Origin of the sequence: Streptomyces sp. DvalAA-14 (genome assembly GCF_900091855.1) — a bacterium.
Lineage (GTDB): Bacteria > Actinomycetota > Actinomycetes > Streptomycetales > Streptomycetaceae > Actinacidiphila.
The window spans coordinates 123857-142521 of the sequence record NZ_FMCH01000413.1 but is presented as its reverse complement, the minus strand read 5'-3'; the positions used below and the strand labels follow the sequence as shown (position 1 = coordinate 142521).

Here is an 18665-nt window from a genome sequence, read left to right as displayed (position 1 = left end):
TGGCGGGAGCGCGGCCCCTGGCCGGCACGCCTCGCTGGCCGGCACGCGGCCCAGGCCGGCACGCACCGCTGACCGGCAGCGCCTCTAGCCGGCGCCGCCGGGCCTGATCGTCGGCCGCCACTTCTGGCCGGCGCCGTCACGCCTGCGTCACGCCCTGTCGAGGGAGTCCCAGAAGCCGGTCAGGGTGTCGGCGGCGGTCTGCGGGTCCTGCGCCATCCACAGATGGCCGAGTCCGTCCAGCGTCACCGTCCGTGCCCCGGTCCGCTCGGCCGTCCGCCGCGAAGCGGCCTCGTCGTCGAAGGGATCGGCGCGCGGGACCACGACCAGCCCGGGGGTCCGGGCCGCGCGCGGCAGCTCCGCGCCCCAGAAGGCGTGGAGGTTCGGAACGGCGGAGCGGTACAGGTCCAGCACGCTGCCGACCATGGTCTCGTCGTCGGCCGCACCGACGAGCAGCGCCTGGTCGCGCGGCATCCCCATCCGCTGCAACCGGCCCGCCGTGCTGCCCGGACTGCCGGGGGCCGACGCCCGGGACGCCGCCCACCAGGCCTCGCCCTCGCCCGGGGTCTGCCAGATGTGCGCGGCGTAGTGCCACGTGTACGTGGGGTCGTAGCCATTGGCCACGTCGCCCACCCAGCTCCGCAGCCGGTCCGTGGTGCCGGCCACCCGCAGTGCCAGCAGCGAGCCCCAGTCATGGCCGACCAGATCGATCGGGCCCTCGATCGCGTCCAGGGCCTCGGACAGCCACTGGACGTAGGCGTCCTTGGTGGCGCTGAAACCGTCCGGCCGGGGGGCGCCCATGCCGGGAAGCGCGAGCGCGACCGATTCGGCGGGCAGCAGCGATCGCACCCGGTCCCAGACGCGGTAGGTCGTCGGTACGCCGTGCACGAATACTGCGGGCATGCTGCTCCTGTCCGGTGGTGTGGTGGTGCCCTGCGGTTGTTCGAGGTGATCGGGGTGTTCGGGCTGTTCGACGGGGGTCCGCCGCGGACACGGCGGTGGGTGCGGGCGGCGGCGCCGCGCTGCCTCAGTCGTGCCGCTCGGCGTCATCCGGCATCCACCGGTGTCATCCGCCATCCGTCGTCCGTCGTCATCGACGATCGGCCACTGCACGCACACGCGCGGTTCGAGCGCCCCGAGCGCGTCGTCACTTCTTCAAACGTAGTTCGAATACGTTCGAGGCGCGCCGCTTCGCGGGAGCGGTATGCCGAACTTCGAGATTTCGGGACCGGCAGCACACTTCGGCGGGTGGGGCCGGTGCGGCACGCGGGGCGATTCCCCCGCGCGTCGTCCGCGGTCTCCGGCGACGCGGGGGGCTGGATGGTCCCTGTGATCCATTTCGTCTTGCTTGTCGTGTGCGCGGTCGCGATCTATCTCTCCTGCGAGTGGTTCGTCAACGCGGTGGAGTGGCTGGGCCGGCGCCTCGACGTGGGCAAGACGGCGGTCGGCACCATCCTGGCCGCGTTCGGCACCGCGCTGCCCGAGTCAGTGGTGACCCTGGTGGCGGTCACCACCGGCGGCAGCGAGAAGGCGAAGGACGTCGGCATCGGGGCGGCGCTGGGCGGACCGCTCGCGCTGTCCACCATCGCCTACGGCGTCACCGGGGCGATGCTGCTGCGCAAGCGCCACCAGTACGTCAAGGCGGTCCGCGCGGAGACCGGTGAGTCCCCGCAGCCCGCGGGGCGGCAGGCGCTGGGCGACGAGAAGGACATGCGGCGGCTGGCCAGGGACCAGGAGTGGTTCCTGCCGATCTTCGTCGTGAAAGTCGCCCTCGGGCTGGTCTCCTTCGCCTTCAAGCACTACCTGGGGCTGCTGTTCTTCGCCGCCTACGCGGTCTACTTCTCGCGCGAGATCCGCAGCAGCCGGGCCGCCGGAGACACGCACGAGGAACTCGAACCCCTCAAGCTGCAGCGCAAGGCGGCCTCGCCGACCACCAAGGCCGTGGTGGTGCAGACGACGGCCACCTTGCTGGTGATCTTTCTGGCCTCCCAGCTGTTCGTGAAGCAGCTGGACGCCATCGGCCCGATCCTGGGCCTGTCGGGCGCGGTCACCGCGCTGTTGCTCTCCCCGATCGCCACCGAGCTGCCCGAGGTGATGAACGCGATCATCTGGGTGCGCCAGGGCAAAACCCAGTTGTCGCTGGCGAACATCTCCGGCGCGATGATGATCCAGGCCACCGTGCCCAGCGGCCTGGGCCTGCTCTTCACCAGGTGGCGGTTCGACACCGCCCTGCTGTGGTCCGGCATCGTCACGATCGCCGCGATCGTCTACCTGCTGGGGACCATGCTGGCCCACCGCCTCACCCCGGGGCGGCTGACGGTGGCCGCCGCCTTCTACGCCGTCTTCGCGGTGGGCCTGGTGCTGATCCTGGCGTGACCGCCGGCGGATCCGATTCCCGGCGGGGCCGATCCGGAGGAGGGAGCGTACGGGGCGGTCCGCCGTGGGTGGGACCGCCCCGCACGCGTTCGGGTCAGACGGTCAGCAGGGTGGGGCTGGCGGCCTTGTCGGTGGGCAGGAAGTCGCTCGGGACGGGGTATTGGCCCAGAACGAAGTTGAGGATCGCCGCGTGCATGGCCTCCACGGGGGCGATGGAGGCTGCGGTGGCGATTCCGGCCGGGCTGGTGACGTTGTAGGTGGCGAACAGGTACGTCTGCGCGGCCTGGTCCTCCAGTTGCAGGGCGAGTTGGGCCACGTCGCCGACGCTGGCGGCCTTGCCCAGCGCCGCCAGGGTGGCGGGCTGGTTGGACAGCGGCACGTTGGTGATCGCGGGCTTGCCGGCTCCGGTCAGGACCGCGTTCCAGGCCTTGGCATGGTCGGTGTGCTGGGCCATCGCGGTGGTCACGAAGGTGGCGACGGCCGGCGGAACCGTACCCAGCTTGCCGGCCTTGGCGGCGGCCAGGGCCGCCTGGTAGGCGCCGACCGCCTGGTTCTCCAGGGCTACCGCCAGGGCGACGACCTTCAGGTCCCCGGTGTAGCTGCCGGCACCGGAGGCCGCGGCCGACGACGAGGTCGAAGCGGCCTTGCCGGAGGAGGCCGGTGACTTCTTGTCGTTGCCGGAGCAGGCCGCCAGCGCCAGGCCGGCGGCCACACCGCCCGCGCCGAGCAGGAAGCGGCGCCGGCCCGGGTCCCGCGGCCCGTCGACAGGCGCGCCGGAAGCGGCACCGCCGCGGATCTCCGCGGCCAGATCCACCGCGCCGGCCCGCATCGCCGGCAGCGTCTCGCGGTGGGCGCTTTCCATGTCCCGAGTGAGGCGGGCCAACTGGGCCTCGCTGATCGGCAGTTCCCAGTCGTCGCGTGTCGCGGTCACTTCACGGCCCCTTCAGTGATCGGCGAAGCGCTCTTGGTCGGGTAGAAGGCGTCGGGGAATCCGACACTGCCCGCGGCGGCCGGCAGCTTGGCGGCGTTCGTCGGGATGGCGATCAGATCGCCCAAGTTCCCGGCCAGCAGCGCCTGTACGGCCAGCAGCGTGGCCCGGTGCTGCGCCTCCACCGGGGCGACGGAGGCGAAGAGCTTCCGCAGTTCATTGCTGCTGACCTGGCCGACGTTCTTGGCGTAGGTCTGCGCGGCGACATCCTCCAGCGTGATGGCCAGCGCCACCACGTCGGCGGGGGTCTTGATCGAGGGCAGCGCCTTCTTCACCACGGCCGCGTACTTCGGGTCCGGCCCGGACTGGGCCTTTCCGCCGGCCTGGGTGGCTGCGGCGTTGAAGGCCTGGGCGTGCGCCTGGTGCTGCGTGGTGGTCTTGGCGATGAACGCCGCGACCGTCTTGTTGCCGTCCTTGATGAACGGCAGCCCCGCGGCCGTCCGGTAGACGCTGATGGCCAGGTTCTCGATCGAAGCGGCCGTCTGCAGCGCCATGATGTCGTCGCTCGTCGTCGCGGCGACCGCCCGCATCTGCGTCAGCAGCGCGGCGGCCCCGGCGACCCCGGCGACCGTGCTGCCGCGCCGCCACCAGCGGCGGGACCGCGCATCCGACGCCGACGGGGACGCCGACGCGGCCTCGTCCCGGGTGACTTCGGTGAAGTCCTCCAGTGCCTCCGCCGTGATGCGTACCGCGTCGCTGTTCAAATCCTGTGACTGCTCGGTCAGTTCTTCCAGCAGTCGGGTGTCGATGCGCTCTGCGCCCATCACGCCCCATCTCTCCGCGCGCCCGATCGGTCGACAAGCGCTCACGTCAAGGCCTTCGTCGCGGTCGGCGGTGCGGATTGGTCGGAACCCCGAAAGAGGTAGCGGCGCCCCCGCCGGCACTGATTGCGGCCATGCCCGCACGGCATCCGTTCGGGCAAGGCCGCGGGCGGCATCGGCGCCGCGCCGATCGCCCTGGCCACGTCGGCGGCTCCGCGCCGCGCCGTCGGGGCGGAACCGCCCGATTGCCGCCCCCGCATCCCACGCAGGCCCCCGCAGACGACGGGCGGCAGCGGTACTCGTCGTGCTCGCGGTGGCCCGCGTGGCCCCACCGCCGTCACCGCCGTCCCGACTGACCCGTGCGGCGACGGCGCGCCCCCGATCGGCCCGGCCCGGCGCTGATCCTCGGCCACGCCGACGCGTATGCCACCCACCCGGCCAGCGGGGCAGCCCAGTATCTGACGGCACGTCAGTCAAGCGGCAGAAGTCAGGCGGCGGGCGCCACGATCGCGCCCTCGATGCCGTGGTGCCGCAGCGCGGCAGCGACGAAACCGCCTGCTTTCATCTCCTCGACAAAAGAGGCCAGCAACCCCTGCGCCCGGCTGCCTCGGCCGGCCGGTGTTGCCATCGCCTGCTGGATCACCATGAAGCGCCCGGGCAGCACCCGCACACCCGGGGCGCGTTGCGCCTCGCTTTCCAGCAACTGCCGGATACCGGCGGCCACTTCGACCTCGTCCGACCGTACGGCCGCGAGCGCCGGCCCCGCGCCGGGGAAGCGGACGATGTCGGCCCGCCGGATCTCACGGCTGAGGAACAGGTCGTAGGCGCTCCCCGCACCGACCGAGACGCGCTGGCCCTCCGCGTCCACCTGCGCGTTCTCGGTCAGCGCCGAGGACTCCGGGACCAGGTAACTGCCCTCGATGAGCACGTAGGGCGCGGTGAACAGCAGCCCCGCACCGCGTGCCGGATCGACGGCGAAGAAGCCGACGTCGGCCCGCTCGTCGCGCACCGCGTCGACCGACGCCGCAGCCCTCTCGAACGCCACCAACTCGACCGGCACCCCGAGTCGCCGCGCGAACTCCCGTGCCAGATCCACCGATACGCCCGCGGGCTCACCACCCGCGTCGCGATGCGCGAGGACGGGATTCCCCAGGTTGATCGACGCTCGCAGCGTGCCGCCCGGTGCGAACGCGGAAACGAGGGCCGGGGTGATCGGTGTCGCGTCAGTCACGGGGGAAGAGTTTACCGGCTGCGGCTTTTTCAAGATCATCCCGGTGGATGACCCGCGAGGCGCCACAACGGGCACCGCACCGTTCCGGCTACGCGCCGGCCCGCGGCGGCACCCTGCGGGGGGCGTCGTCGCCACGGGCGGCGAGGACGGGGGTGACATGGCGCTCACCCCATCTGCGCAGGGCGCTCAGGACGGGGATGAGGTCCTGGCCGACGTCGGTGAGCAGGTACTCGTCGCGCGGCGGACGCTCGCAGTACCGCCGGCGTTCGATCACGCCGGCCTCCTCCAGCTTGCGCAGCCGCAGCGCGAGCGTCTCCCGCGGGGCGCCGGTGTTGATCTGGATGTCCTTGAACCGGTGGACGCCGAAACTCAGCTCGCGGAGCACGAGCAGGCTCCAGCGCTCCCCGACGACCTCGAGCGCGTCAGCGATGGAGCAGGCCCGAGGACTACCGAGATTGGTCGCTTCGTTTTCCTGACTCACCTGACCAGCGTAACCCGTGTCGGCGGCCCCGGCTGCGCCGACCGATCGGACCGCTGCCCGAGCACGTCGTGGCAGCCGCGGAAGGCGGCGGGACACGACCGCTCACCGTGGCCGTGGGCCGCGACAGCGCGGAACTGTCCAGGATCGGCCCCGGCCACAGCTCGGACAGCTCCACGTGGGCGCCGCCCGGCCCGGCCCGGCGCAGGCCGGGCCGGGCCGGGCAGGTCCGCGCTGTCCGTTTACAGCTTCAGGCCGTTCCGGGTGATGTACGTGTAGTGGAACGTGAAGAGCCCGCCGAGCAGCACCAGCCAGAGCACGGTACTGGTGAGCGGGAAGGCGTCCACCGGGATGCTGTACACCAGTGCCACCCGCAGTACGGCGTCGAACAGGATGCCCCCGCCCCACACCGCGGTGAGCAGCCGCAGGTGATGGCGGAACGTCGGCTCCGCGTCCCAGCGCGCCTCCCAGGCGACCAGTCCGGCCTCGCCGACCTTGGCGATGACGATGCCGCGCGAGGCCGTCATCATGAACGGGCGCCGGGTGAACAGCGAGCCGAGCACCCAGAGCCCGATCGCGCCGGTCAGCCAGCTGTCCCGGAGCAGCAGCACCCTCGGGTCGCCGGTGATCATGGACAGCAGGCCGCCGACGACCACCAGGCTCAGCGTGAACACCGCCATCGTTTCCACCCGCCGCTGCCGCACGATCCCGTAGGCGATCCACGGCAGCACCAGCAGACCGCCGGCGACCAACGCGAGCCACTGGCCGGCGCCGGCCGCGCGCAGCCCGTAGTAGGAGCCGAGCGGGAGGACGAGCTCGAAGAGCAGCTGTCCGGCCATCCGCTGGCGCAGTGCCTTTGTGCGGCGCCGTGCCTCCGCCGTGCCGGCACCGGCTGTGTTGCCCTCCGCCGTGGCGGCACCGGCCGTGTTGTCCTCAGCGATGTTGCCCCCGGCCGCGTTGCCCTCAACCCCGTCGTTCCGTTCTGCGTTGCCCCCGCCCGTGACGTTCTCGGTTGTCACCGCCTCGTCCGCGACGACCTCGGCCTTCTCACTTCGGCCGGCGGCTGTCCCGTCCGGGTCGGTAGAACGTGTCTGACGCGTTGTCATGATGGATACCCCCGTGTCCGCTGCGGTCATGACGTCCTCTTGGTGGCGCGCTCGAACAGGTCCGCCAACTCCCGGCCGGCGGCCCGCACATCAAGATCGGGATCGTGGGTGGCGCGCCGCACCACGTCGTCGATGGCGGCGCGGATCGCCCGCACCATCACCCATGGGTCGAAGTCGCAGAACTCACCCGCGCGTTGCGCCGTGCGGATCTGTTCCACCTGGAAGGCGAGGATGCCCTCCGTCGTTTCGAGGAAGGCGACCATGCCGGGGTCGCCGCCACGGAGATTGCCGAGGATCTCCACAATCGCCGCGAGGTGCTTCGGGTACTCGGCGAGCAGGTCGAGGTTGCCCTCGATGGACGCGCGCAGGCGGGCCGCCGGGCTCTCGTGCGCCTCGATCCGGGGCCGCATGTACCCGCCCGCGAGCTGCATCACCTCGATGACGACCCCGCGCATCAGATCGTCCCGCCCCTTGAAGTGGTAGGAGATCATCCCCGTACTGCTCAGTCCGGCGTGCGCGGCGATCTTCGCGAACGACGCCTGGTGGTAGCCGACTTCGGCGATGACGTCGATGGCCGCCGCGACGATCTGGGCCCGGCGGCCCGTCCCGGTGAAGGAGGAACCGGCCTCGTGCCCCGTCTTTTGCTTACCCGAGCTGTTCCTTGCTTGCATGAGCAAGACGGTACCGGAAATTTGCTCGCCTGAGCAAGACCTGCGGGCGGATTCGTGGTGGGGTGACCTCGGGGCGACGCGCGGCCGCCGACGGCCGGGTGGAAGCGTCGATGGCAGCAGCGGGTTCGGTCCAACGGGGTCCCGCAGTCCATGCGGAGGGGGCGACCCGACCCTCCGGGCGAGGGGGCGAGGCACCCAAGGGGCTGCTGCCGACGAAGAGTCGAGGTCACGAGGTCCCGGAGTCCCAAGGAGCCGGAGCCCCAAGGACCTGGAGTCTCAAGGAGCCGGAGTCCCGAAGTCCCGGAGCCGCAAATTTCGGACTCTCGAGGTCCGCAGCGGGGACCGGATGACCGCTTCTTCGGATACCCGCCAGCCCGGCCACACACCGGCTGCCTCGAAGCGAGGCAGCCATGGGTGCTGTGGCTGGAGGTGCCCCCAACGGGATTCGAACCCGTGCTACCGCCTTGAAAGGGCGGCGTCCTGGGCCACTAGACGATGAGGGCGGATGGCCGTCCGTGGGCGCCGTCGGCGCACTTCGGGGACGCGAGCAGCATATGGGATGGGCCGGGGGATCGCCAAAACCGTTTCGCGGGGGTCGGCGCGGGGCTCGAAGCGGGTGCCGGCCGGGACAATAGGGGGGTGCTGGAAATGACGCGCGAGGAGTTCGAGGAACTGGTCGGTGAGGCGCTCGACCGGATCCCGGCGGAGCTGACCCGCCTGATGGACAACGTGGCCGTGTTCGTGGAGGACGAGCCGCCCTCCGGCGAGCCCGGGCTGCTCGGGCTGTACGAGGGGACACCGCTGACCGAGCGCGGAGAGTGGTACGCCGGGGTGCTGCCGGACCGGATCACGATCTACCGGGGGCCGACGCTGCGCATGTGCGCCGACCGGGAGGAGGCGGTCGCCGAGACCGAGGTCACCGTCGTCCACGAGATCGCCCACCACTTCGGTATCGACGACGCCCGGCTGCACGCGCTCGGCTACGGGTGAGGAGCGGCTACGGGTGAGGGGCGGGCGGCGCCTCGCTGAGCCGCCCGGCCCCCGGCCACCCGGCAGGGGACTCGCGGCGGGCCCCCGGCGGGCCGCCGCCCGGATGACCGGCGGCACGGCCGTACGGATACGGGCGTGTCCTGGTGGGATGCGGCGGCGTTGGACAGGGCGAGACCGGCCGCGTACGTCCCGCGTAGGCGGCCCCCACCGAAGCCCGAGGTCCCGCACATGCCCCCACCGCAGAACGGCGACAGCATCCGCAGCCCCCGCGCCCGCGCCCGTGTCGTCGGCATCCGGTCCGCCGTCCTTGTCACGCTGGTGGCCGCCGGGGTGGCCGCCTGTGTGAGTGCCGGCAGTGAGCCCGACCCCAAGCCCAACCACGTACCGGCCAGTGCGGGCAGTGTCGCGGACGGGCCGGGCGGCGGCCGGATGGAGCCGGCCGCGGGTCGGCCGGCCGGGAAGAACGGGATGTCGCCATCGCCCTCGGCGTCCGGCACCCTGCCCTCCGCGGGGGCCTCCGCCTCGGCCTCGGTCACCCACCGGGCCTCGGGCAAGCCCGCCGGCGGCCGGGCCGTGCCGTCGTCGGCCGGCGGGGTCACCGTCCCGCAGCCCACCGCCCAGGCGTCCCCCACCCAGCAGGCGCCGCCCCCCACCACCCCGGCCGCCGACCCGACGACGGCGGCCCCCACCGACCCCCCGAGCCAGAGCGACAGCTCGCCACCCGGCAGTCCCGCGCCCGGCGGAGAGGACTGAAACCGCAGGTCAGGCCGGGCTCAGGAGGCGATTGGCAAAAGCGGTACCCGATGCGTATGCTGGTAGATCGTTTGATCCCACTTTCCATGTGTCCTGGCGCCTGACCAATACGCGCCCCGTGGCGCGTTCCTTTTCTCCTGTGGCTGACCGCATCGAGGCGGTTGTAAGCAACCTGCGGAGCTGGCGCGTGCCGTAAGTCTCCGAGAGGTTTTGCTTTCGCATGTCCCTTGACAGTGCCGACCGTTCCGCCATGCCCGAGAACGCAGGCGACGCCATCGTCATCACCGAGGCCGTCGTGGCCCCGGAAGCACCTGTAGCCGTTGTGACCGCTGACGCACCCGAGGCCACCGAGCCCGCCGAGGCCGCCGCCCCCGCGCCGGCCGGTGCCGCGAACTCCGAGGCGCCGGAAGCCGCCGCGCCCGCCGATGAGCCCGAGATCCTCGAGGAGCCGGGCATCACCTTCGCCGACCTCGGCCTGGCCGACGGCATCGTCCGCAAGCTCACCCAGAACGGCGTGGTCACCCCCTTCCCGATCCAGGCCGCCACCATCCCGGACGCGCTCAGCGGCCGGGACATCCTGGGCCGCGGCCGTACCGGCTCCGGCAAGACCCTGGCCTTCGGCCTGCCGCTGCTGACCCTGCTGTCCGGCGGCCGCACCGAGCGCAAGCACCCCAGGGGCGTGATCCTCACCCCGACCCGCGAGTTGGCGATGCAGGTGGCCGACGCGCTCCAGCCGTACGGCGACGTGCTCGGCCTGAAGATGAAGGTCGTCTGCGGCGGCACCTCCATGCAGAACCAGATCTACGCCCTCGAGCGCGGCGTGGACGTGCTGGTCGCCACCCCCGGCCGACTGCGCGACCTGATCAACCGGGGCGCCGCCTCGCTCGACCAGGTACAGATCGCGGTCCTGGACGAGGCCGACCAGATGGCCGACATGGGCTTCCTGCCCGAGGTCACCGAGATCCTCGACCTCATCCCGGCCGGCGGCCAGCGACTGCTGTTCTCCGCCACGCTGGAGAACGAGATCGACTCGCTGGTCCGGCGCTACCTGGTCAAGCCGGTCACCCACGAGGTGGACGCCGCCCAGGGCGCGGTGACGACCATGAGCCACCACGTGCTGATCGTGAAGCCCAAGGACAAGGCCCCGGTCACCGCCGCCATCGCCGCCCGCAAGGGCCGGACGATCATCTTCGTCCGCACCCAGATGGGCGCCGACCGCGTCGCCGAGCAGCTCATCGAGTCCGGGGTACGGGCCGACGCCCTGCACGGCGGGATGACCCAGGGCGCCCGCACCCGCACCCTTGAGGACTTCAAGGCGGGCCGCGTCAATGTGCTGGTCGCCACCGATGTCGCCGCCCGCGGCATCCACGTCGACAACATCGGCCTGGTGCTGAACGTCGACCCGGCCGCCGACCACAAGGACTACCTGCACCGCTCCGGCCGTACCGCTCGCGCGGGCGAGTCCGGCACGGTCGTCTCGCTGGCCCTGCCGCACCAGCGCAAGCAGATCTTCCGGCTGATGGAGGACGCGGGCGTCGACGCCTCGCGCCACATCATCGGCGGCGCCGGCGTCTTCGACGAGGACGTCTCCCGCATCACCGGTGCCCGCTCGCTGACCGACGTCCAGGCCGACGCGCTGCAGAACGCCGCTGTCCAGGCCGAGCGTGAAGTCGCCGACCTCACCCGCCAGTTGGAGCGGCTGCAGCGCCGCGCCGTCGAACTGCGCGAAGAGGCGGACCGGTTGACCGCCCGCTCCGCGCGGGAGCGCGGGGAGGACCCGGATGAGGCGGTGGCCGCCAAGGCGGCGGAACTCGCCGCCGAGGTTGCCGCGTTGGCCTCCGTACCGGAGCCGCGTTCGGAGCAGCCGGCCTACCAGCGTCGCGACGACCGGCCCGCGTACGGCGACAGGGACCGCGATCGCGATCGCGACCGTGAACGGCGGGACGACCGGGGCAACTTCGACCGGCGCCCCTCGTACAACCGCGACGACCGGCGGGACAGCCGCGACAGCCGCCCGGCGTACAACCGGGACGACCGCCGGCCCGCGTCCTCCTCGGCCTCGTCCTCTTCCTCCTACGGTGACCGCGACCGTCGTGACGCCCGTCCGGCGTACAACCGGGACGACCGCCGCGACAGCCGTCCGGCGTACAACCGTGACGACCGTCGCCCCGCGTCCTCCGCGCCTTCGTCGTCGTCCTCCTACAACCGTGACGACCGCCGGCCGGCCTCGTCGTCCTCGTCCTACAACCGCGACGACCGCCGCCCCGCGTCGAGTTCGTCGTACGGCGACCGCGACCGTCGTGACGCCCGTCCGGCCTACAACCGCGACGACCGCCGCGACAGCCGCCCCGCCTTCGGCAACCGCACCGAGGACCGCCCCTTCAACCGCGACCGCCGCGACAGCCGCCCGGCGTTCGGCGACCGCGACCGTCGCCCGTCCTTCGGCGACCGCGACCGCCCCAACTCCTCCTACAGCCGCGACAACACGGCCGCGCCGGCCGCCGACCGCAAGCCGCGCTGGAAGCGCAACGGCTGACCGCCGTGAGCTCTCTGCGGCGAACCGGCACCGTTGAGATGAACAAGAGTTGAGCAGGGCAAAGGCCTCGGAGTCGCGCGTGACGTGACTCCGGGGCCTTTGCCGTGCGGGCTGCTACAGTGCCTCGTCCGCGTGGTCTCCAGGGGATTGACCAGGCGGTTTCAACAGCGCGCGTGCCCTCCCGGTGAGGGCGGACGGCCGGTCACCCGTGGGGGGTTGCTTCGATGCACAGGTACACAAGAGCTGGGTCTGCGCGGCGGGCGGTGACGGCCGCGCTGGCCGGGGCGCTGCTGGCGGGGGGCATGCTGGCGCTCGGTACGCCGACCGCGCAGGCCGCGGCGCCGGCCTTCCCGTCCTGGCTGGTGGGATACACCACGTACAACCTGACCAAAGGCGCGTCGCGTTTGTGCAGCGCCATCGAGCTGTCCGAAACGCGGGAGCTGACGGGAGCGGACTGTTTCACCGGCCATACCTCGGACGACCGCTCGCAGTGGTACCACGGCGGAAGACCCGACTTCATCTCGCAGAACCCGGCCTACCGGGTGCCGGCGGGTTTCGTCCCCGCCACCCGGCAGAGCGCCTTCGGGATCACCGAGGCGAGCAACACCCCGGTGAGCTACACCACGGGCAGCGGGCGTCCCACCTTGGCGACGACCGGCGACGCCAAGCTCTACGCGGCCGGCGCGACCGCGACGTTCTACTCCTGGGCCGGCCTCCACGGGCGCGACAACACCCGTACCGCACACACCGAGCAGGTCTCCATCCTGTCGGCCGGCACCTGCGCCGCCCACCTCGGCCACCCGCAGGCTCCGGGGACGTTCTGCACCCTGCCCAAGCCCGGCACCGCCAAGCCCGACCACGCTGAGCAGTGCGCCGGCGACGCGGGCGGCGCACTGATGGCCGGCGGCAAGCTCATCGGCCTGTCCGCGACGAGCGCCACCGGCTGCGTGGCCGCCGACGGGGTACGCGTCTACGCCAACATCACCGCCTACCGTGCCCAGATCCTCGCCTGGAGCCGGGATGTCTTCGCGCCCCGGTACCTCTCGGTCGCCGGTTCGGTGACCACCCAACAGGAGGACGCCGCCGGCGGGCACTGGATCAGCTGGCAGTTCATGCCCCCGGGCGGCCCCTTCCCGGAGCCGGTCGGCCTGTCCGCCGACACCCTCGACTACAAGATCAACTACACCTGGATCACCCAGGCCGGCGACCTGGACGGCGACGGCCTCGCCGATGTCCTCGCCCGCACCCCCGGCGGCGCCCTCTACCGCTACCCGGGACAGCGCGGCTACGACATCGACACCGCCCCCAAGAGCTGGCTCGCCAACGGTTTCGCGGGCTACACCTCGCTGTTCGCCACCGACGACTTCTCCGGCGACGGCCTCCCCGACCTGCTCGCCCGCGACACCGCCGGCAAGTTGTGGCTGTACAAGGGCAACGGCAAGGGCGGCTTCGCGGCCCGGGTCGCCATCGGCACCGGCTGGAAGGCGTACACCCTGGTCACCGGCCGCAGCGACCTCTCCGGCGACGGCCGCGCCGACATCATCGCCCGCGACTCCGGCGGCACCTTGTGGCTCTTCCGCGGCAACGGCAAGGGCGGTTACTCGGCCCGTACCAAGATGGGCACCGGCTTCAACGCCTACAAGGACCTCGTCACCGGCGGCGACATGGACAACGACGGCCGCCAGGACATCCTCGGCCGTACCCCTGGCGGCGGCGTCTTCCTCCTCAACGCCGACAACAAGGGGGGCCTGCTCCCGGCAAGGCACTACACCCAGGCCGGCTGGAAGCCCTACTCCCGCATCAGCTGACACACGGTCCCGGCCGCCGCCCCCTGCGGGCCGCTGCCTCCTCGAGAAGGGCGGCGACGTGCCTCGACGCGCGTTCCCCCGCGGCCTGACCGCCGCAGCCACCACGCTCCTCCTCGCCACCGGGCTGGCCAACGGGCTGGCCCCGGCGGCGGTCGCCTCTCCCATCGCCTCTCGTGCCGGCTCTCGTGCCGCCGCTCCGGGTGACGCGCCGGGCCGTCTTCCCGGTGCCGCGTTGGCGGCGAGTGCCACCCTTGCTGCGAGTGCCACGAGTGCCACGAGTGCCGCGGAACCCGAGACCGTCGTCCCGGCCGGCAGCCGCTGGGAGCCCCGGCAGGAGCGCCTCATCACCGCCGGACCGGCCGGCTACCTCGCGACCGGCGACAACGGCTCGACGCGCTGGGTCGACGAGGCCACCGGGACCGAAGGGGCCTCCGTACCCGTGCCCGGATCGGTCAACGCCGGACTCAGGGCTGTCCTGAGCGGGGCCGTCGTGACGATCAGCGACTGTGCGACCGGCACCGCCGCGGCCACGGTCGCCCTGCCCGCCGGGCAGCACTTCACCGGCGCGTTCCGCTCCGACGCCGTCGTCACCTACGGCACCGACGCGCCCGTACTGCACATCGTCCGCCCCGCACCCGACGGCGGCGTCACCGACCAGCCCGCGTCCGGCGTACCGGCGGGGGCGGCCTTCCACGGATTCCTCGCCCAGAGCGCCGACTTCGCGGTGATCCGCCTCTCCGTCGGCGGCGCCCAGTCCACCTATCTGCTGAACTACGCCGACGCCTCCGTCCGGCAGATCTTCTCCGACGTGCCGACCGGTGCGCAGAGCACGATGATTGTCGGCGGCACCCGGGTACTCACCCACGGTCCGGGCGCCACGACCGCGTACTCCGTACCGCTCGACGATCCGACCGCCCCCGCCGAGGCGACGCCGTACCCGTCGGCGGTGCTGCACGACACCAGCGCGCCGACCCCGGTGCCCGTCGGGGACCGGGTGCTCTTCATACGTGCCTCAACCACCGAACTCGGCGGTGTCGGCGGTGTGGTTGGCCCGACGCTGCTCAGCGTCCCGGTCGGCGGCGGCGCCGCGCAGACCCTGCTGGCCGGCTCCGGATCGTCCTACGCGGTCACCCCGGACGGTTCGGTCCTGGTGGTCGGCGGCACCGGCCCGGACGACTGGGCAGTGCGGCGGATCACCGCGGCCCCCGGGGCGGACCCGGCCGTCAGCACCGTCCGCCCGCTGACGCCGGTCCCGGCCCGGATCTACGGACTGGCCTACAGCGCCGGGCAGTTGGTCTACAGCACCGACACCACCAGTACCCCGCAGCTGCTCAGCCGTGACGTAGGCCCGGGCGCGACGCCCACCGTCGGCAGCCCGGTGCGGCGCTGGTACGACGCCCCCGCCGTCCGGACCTGCGCGACCAGCACCCCCTGCGCGCCCCTCCAGGGGCTCGGCACCGGCACGGTCGCGTACCCGGTCCCCGGCACCGACTTCGTCAACGCACCGGTACCGACCTCCGCCGATTCCTTCTACGACGTCGAGACCGGCGCGAACGACAACGCGGTCTCGGACGCCTCCGACGGCTACACCCTGATCACCAGCCCCGGCCAGCACAAGCAGTGGGTGGCCGACCTCGGCTCCGGGTACACCGCCCACACCGAGGTCACCCGGACCACCACGGCGGCGGCGCTCTGGGGCCACATCCTGTGGGTGCCCGGCACGGCGGGCAAGGGCAGCGCCCGCCCGTACAACCTCCTCGACCGGACCTTCGGCACCACCTTCCAGACCGCCGCGACCTGTTCCGCCTTCACCGAGCTGCAGGCCGACGACCGCTGGCTCTACTGGTCGTGCGGCACGACGGCCGGCGTCTTCGACTGGAAGACCGGGCGCAACATCCCGGTCCCCGCCGGTAGCGACACCCTGCTCGGCGACGGGTACCTCGTCCGGCACGACCGGGCCGCGGGGAAACTGGTCCTCACCGTCTTCAGCAGCGGCACCGCCGTCACCAGCAGCCTCGCCGACCTCCCGGCGGGCACCCTCACCGGTGATGACCGCGGTATCACCTGGTCGGTGGACAAATACGGCGGCGGGGTCGCGTACACGGACGCCGCGCAGCGGATCCACCTGCTGCCGCTGGCCGACCTCAGCCGGCAGCCGCTGAACCTGCTCCGGTCCTTCACGGACGGCGCGAACCTCGACGGCACGGCCGTCCTGCCGTTCTCCGGGCAGTGGGACTACTCCCGGCCCGTCGGCGCGTGGACGCTGGCCGTCAAGAATGCCGCCGGGCAGGTCGTGGCCACCCGTTCGGGCACGTCCAGCTCCGGCAACACCGGCACCAGCGTCAGCGCGTCCTGGGACCTGACCACCTCGGCGGGCCACTACGCCGCCGCCGGCACCTACACCTGGAGCCTCACCGCCCACCCGCGCGACGGCCAGGGCGCCGCGCTGACCACGTCGGGTAGCGTGCTGCTGGGCGGCGGTCCGGCGGCGCACGACTACACCGGGGACAAGCGCGGCGACGTCCTCGGCGTCACCGGCGCGGGCCGGTTCGACGTCCGCCCCGGCACCTCGACGGGCGGTGTCACCACCGGCGCGACCGGGACCGGCTGGGGGGCGGCCACCACCTTCGTCCCCTACGGCGACCTCAACGGCGACCGCACCGACGACCTGCTCACCCGGGACTTCAGCGGGCGCCTGTGGCTCTACCCCGGCCACGGCAAGTCCTTCGCCGCCGGCGACCCGCATGTCCAGGTCGGCGTCGGCTTCACGGGCTACGACGCGCTCTTCTCCGCAGGCGACCTGACCGGCGACGGCCGGCCCGACCTGCTGGCCCGCACCCCGTCGGGCGCGCTCTTCCGCTACGCCGACAACGACGCGGGCGGCTTCACCGCGCCGGTGAAGATCGGCACCGGCTGGAACGCCTACAACCTCCTCACCGGCTCCTCCGGCCAGCTCTACGCCCGCGACTCGACCGGCACCCTGTGGCGCTTCACCATCCGCGCCAACGGCACCTTCGCCCCCCGGGTCCGCGTCGGCACCGGCTGGACCACCTACAACGCCGTCGTCTCCCCGGGCGACCTCACGACGGACGGCCGCCCCGACCTGGTCGCCCGCGACTCCACCGGCACCCTGTGGCGCTACGCCCCGAAGCCCGACGGCACGTTCGCACCGCGGGTGAAGCTGGGGGCGGGGTGGCAGCAGTACCGCGTTCTCCTCTGAGCGGGGGCGGGGCCCGAGGCCGGCGGGGAGGCGGGGGGCTGGGCGTGGCCCGAGGTTGGGGGCTGGGCGGGGCCCGAGGCCGGCGGGGAGGCGGGGGGCTGGGCGTGGCCCGAGGCCGGCGGCGAGGCTGGGGTTTGGGCGTGGCCCAGGGCCGGGGGCTGGCGGCTGACGCCACTTCACCCGGGGGTCCGCCAGAGCAGGCCCCGAGCAGACCCCGGGCGGGCGGATCAGGGGCGGATCGAGGGCTGCCCAGCGGGCCGTCCCGACCGCCCCACCCACCTCCCCTCCGCCCGCCCGACCCCCCTGCTCCGCCCGGACCTCTACCGCACACCCCGCCACCCCCGATTCGACTCGGACCCACCCCCGGGTCCCGGCTATGCTGCGGTGTGCGGGCCGTTAGCTCAATTGGCAGAGCAGTGGACTTTTAATCCATTGGTTGTGGGTTCGAGTCCCACACGGCCTACCGGGTCGATCCCTCTCCGGGGTCACTGACCTGCGGTTACGGTGCCCCGGTCGTCGAGAGACGGCCGGGGCACAGCCGTGCCGGGGGGCGTGCGTGAGCGATGCGTGAGCGGGCGGGCGCCTACTCGGTTAGGCGCGAGCCTCCGCCGGATGTGTGGATGATCAGCCTTCGACCTGACGCCGGTAGTTGGCTACGGTGCTATGGGCTCTGCCACGGCGGGAGCAGCTGCATAGTTGTCGTGTGACCGTCGAGATTGTGAGCTTGGCCGAAGCCCACGCAGCTGGCTTATGTGCCCTCGCCCGCGCTGAGAGCGCGTTTGAGATCGGCTCAGAGAGCTTGTCGTAGGGGTTTGGGGCCGGTCGGGTGGCGGGTCGGCCTCGGGTGAGTCGGCGGAGTATTACGTCGGTCATGGCCCACCGGATCATGGTTTCTGCGTGGGCGGGCTTGTGTTCGTAGTCGCTGGCGAGGCGGCGGCGCATCGTGTTCCAGGCGAATATCCGACCGCCCAGCGTTTGGGCTGGACCTGGAAGCCGCGCTGGCCGGGCTGTTTACGGACGATGTCCACCTCGCGGCGCAGGGTGTCGGCGGCCCACTGGACGAGGCGGCCGGCGAAGCCCTGGTCCGCCCAGAACCTCAGCACGGTTGGATGGTCCAGGCGAGTCCACAGCAGTGGCCGCTTGGCGCCGTCGTGCTCCTGGACACTGGCCGCCACAACATGGACGGCCAGGAGCAGGCCGAGGGTGTCGGTGCCGATGAACCGCTTGCGCCCCTTGGTCTCCTTACCCGCGTCGAACCCGCTGGTTGAGGCGGGGACGCTGTCTGCGGCCCTCACCGACTGGGAGTCGATCAGCGCCGCGGTTGGCTCGGGGCTGCGGCCCTCGGCCCGGCGGACCTTGACGCGCAGCGCGTCGCGGACCCTGCTCACTGTGCCCTCGTCGTGCCACCAGGTGAAGTACCAGTAGACCGTCGGCCACGGCGGGAAGTCATTGGGGAGGTAGCGCTACTGGCAGCCGGTCCTGGCCACGTACAAGATCGCGTCCACGATCTGCCGACGCGGGTGCTTCTCCCGCCGCCCACCCCTGACACCCGTCCTCGGCGCCCGTAGCAACGGCTCGACGAGCAACCACCGTTCATCGGTCAGATCGGACGGATAACCTTGCCTCGCGCCACTCACGCCCACCCCAACGAGCCCCCGAACAGCCGACACGCCAGATCTCAAACGCGCTCTGAGGGATGCGCGCCAACGGCATCCCCTGGTTGTGCCCGGCGCTATCGTTGAGGCGCTTG

Annotated in this window: 13 protein-coding genes, 2 tRNA genes and 1 pseudogene; 7 read left to right on the top strand and 9 right to left on the bottom strand. The window is 72.2% G+C overall.

Annotated features, from left to right (window positions below; translation table 11 throughout):
- Positions 1 to 147 precede the first annotated feature (147 nt).
- Positions 148 to 900, bottom strand: coding sequence for an alpha/beta fold hydrolase (locus GA0115240_RS22150; RefSeq protein ID WP_093738856.1), 753 nt, complete (start codon positions 898 to 900; stop codon positions 148 to 150).
- Positions 901 to 1326: 426 nt separating this feature from the next.
- Between GA0115240_RS22150 and GA0115240_RS22145 the strand changes: the two genes are divergently transcribed.
- Positions 1327 to 2373, top strand: a complete 1047-nt coding sequence (locus GA0115240_RS22145) for a sodium:calcium antiporter (protein WP_093738854.1) — start codon at positions 1327 to 1329, stop codon at positions 2371 to 2373.
- A 94-nt stretch (positions 2374 to 2467) separates the two neighbouring features.
- On the opposite strand, the gene GA0115240_RS22140 is transcribed toward GA0115240_RS22145, so the two are convergent.
- From GA0115240_RS22140 to GA0115240_RS22110, 7 genes are all read right to left on the bottom strand, one after another.
- Positions 2468 to 3304, bottom strand: coding sequence for a ferritin-like domain-containing protein (locus GA0115240_RS22140; protein ID WP_256069930.1), 837 nt, complete (start codon positions 3302 to 3304; stop codon positions 2468 to 2470).
- Complete coding sequence (locus tag GA0115240_RS22135; protein WP_093738852.1) at positions 3301 to 4125, bottom strand: ferritin-like domain-containing protein; 825 nt, start codon at positions 4123 to 4125, stop codon at positions 3301 to 3303. The genes GA0115240_RS22140 and GA0115240_RS22135 overlap by 4 nt, the downstream gene beginning before the upstream one ends.
- A gap of 484 nt (positions 4126 to 4609) precedes the next feature.
- The gene (locus GA0115240_RS22130; RefSeq protein ID WP_256069929.1) at positions 4610 to 5353 is read right to left on the bottom strand and encodes a transporter substrate-binding domain-containing protein; all 744 of its coding nucleotides are present in this window, start codon (positions 5351 to 5353) and stop codon (positions 4610 to 4612) included.
- 88 nt (positions 5354 to 5441) lie between these two features.
- The gene (locus tag GA0115240_RS22125; RefSeq protein WP_093738848.1) at positions 5442 to 5834 is read right to left on the bottom strand and encodes a winged helix-turn-helix transcriptional regulator; all 393 of its coding nucleotides are present in this window, start codon (positions 5832 to 5834) and stop codon (positions 5442 to 5444) included.
- Between the two features lie 239 nt (positions 5835 to 6073).
- A complete protein-coding gene (locus GA0115240_RS22120) occupies positions 6074 to 6937 on the bottom strand; it encodes a septation protein IspZ (RefSeq protein ID WP_237555098.1) in 864 nt (287 codons plus the stop codon).
- Between the two features lie 26 nt (positions 6938 to 6963).
- Entirely contained in the window at positions 6964 to 7608 is a 645-nt protein-coding gene (locus tag GA0115240_RS22115; RefSeq protein WP_093738846.1) for a TetR/AcrR family transcriptional regulator, read from the bottom strand.
- A 430-nt stretch (positions 7609 to 8038) separates the two neighbouring features.
- Positions 8039 to 8111 (bottom strand) — tRNA-Glu (locus tag GA0115240_RS22110).
- A gap of 136 nt (positions 8112 to 8247) precedes the next feature.
- Here GA0115240_RS22110 and GA0115240_RS22105 point away from each other — a divergent pair.
- The 6 genes from GA0115240_RS22105 (at position 8248) to GA0115240_RS22080 (ending at position 17378) form a co-directional block, all read left to right on the top strand.
- Positions 8248 to 8598: a metallopeptidase family protein gene (locus GA0115240_RS22105; protein ID WP_093738844.1), complete on the top strand. Its 351-nt coding sequence runs from the start codon at positions 8248 to 8250 to the stop codon at positions 8596 to 8598.
- A gap of 228 nt (positions 8599 to 8826) precedes the next feature.
- Complete coding sequence (locus GA0115240_RS22100; protein WP_093738842.1) at positions 8827 to 9351, top strand: hypothetical protein; 525 nt, start codon at positions 8827 to 8829, stop codon at positions 9349 to 9351.
- A 250-nt stretch (positions 9352 to 9601) separates the two neighbouring features.
- Positions 9602 to 11887 (top strand): DEAD/DEAH box helicase, encoded by a 2286-nt coding sequence (locus tag GA0115240_RS22095; protein ID WP_370673358.1) that lies wholly within the window; start codon positions 9602 to 9604, stop codon positions 11885 to 11887.
- Between the two features lie 263 nt (positions 11888 to 12150).
- Positions 12151 to 13695, top strand: coding sequence for an FG-GAP repeat domain-containing protein (locus tag GA0115240_RS22090; protein WP_093738838.1), 1545 nt, complete (start codon positions 12151 to 12153; stop codon positions 13693 to 13695).
- Between the two features lie 58 nt (positions 13696 to 13753).
- The gene (locus GA0115240_RS22085; protein ID WP_141708929.1) at positions 13754 to 16915 is read left to right on the top strand and encodes an FG-GAP-like repeat-containing protein; all 3162 of its coding nucleotides are present in this window, start codon (positions 13754 to 13756) and stop codon (positions 16913 to 16915) included.
- Positions 16916 to 17305: 390 nt separating this feature from the next.
- Positions 17306 to 17378: transfer RNA gene (locus GA0115240_RS22080), tRNA-Lys, on the top strand.
- 269 nt (positions 17379 to 17647) lie between these two features.
- Here the strand turns inward: GA0115240_RS22080 and GA0115240_RS39375 are convergent.
- Positions 17648 to 18597 (bottom strand): annotated as a pseudogene (locus GA0115240_RS39375) (IS5 family transposase); the annotation flags it as partial.
- Between the last annotated feature and the right edge of the window lie 68 nt (positions 18598 to 18665).

What these genes read in the sequence shown, in the direction of transcription:
- GA0115240_RS22150 (WP_093738856.1), bottom strand. Translation starts at nt 900, where the DNA reads ATGCCCGCAGTATTCGTGCACGGCGTACCGACGACCTACCGCGTCTGG.
- GA0115240_RS22135 (WP_093738852.1), bottom strand. Translation starts at nt 4,125, where the DNA reads ATGGGCGCAGAGCGCATCGACACCCGACTGCTGGAAGAACTGACCGAG.
- GA0115240_RS22120 (WP_237555098.1), bottom strand. Translation starts at nt 6,937, where the DNA reads ATGACAACGCGTCAGACACGTTCTACCGACCCGGACGGGACAGCCGCC.
- GA0115240_RS22115 (WP_093738846.1), bottom strand. Translation starts at nt 7,608, where the DNA reads ATGCAAGCAAGGAACAGCTCGGGTAAGCAAAAGACGGGGCACGAGGCC.
- GA0115240_RS22100 (WP_093738842.1), top strand. Translation starts at nt 8,827, where the DNA reads ATGCCCCCACCGCAGAACGGCGACAGCATCCGCAGCCCCCGCGCCCGC.
- GA0115240_RS22095 (WP_370673358.1), top strand. Translation starts at nt 9,602, where the DNA reads ATGCCCGAGAACGCAGGCGACGCCATCGTCATCACCGAGGCCGTCGTG.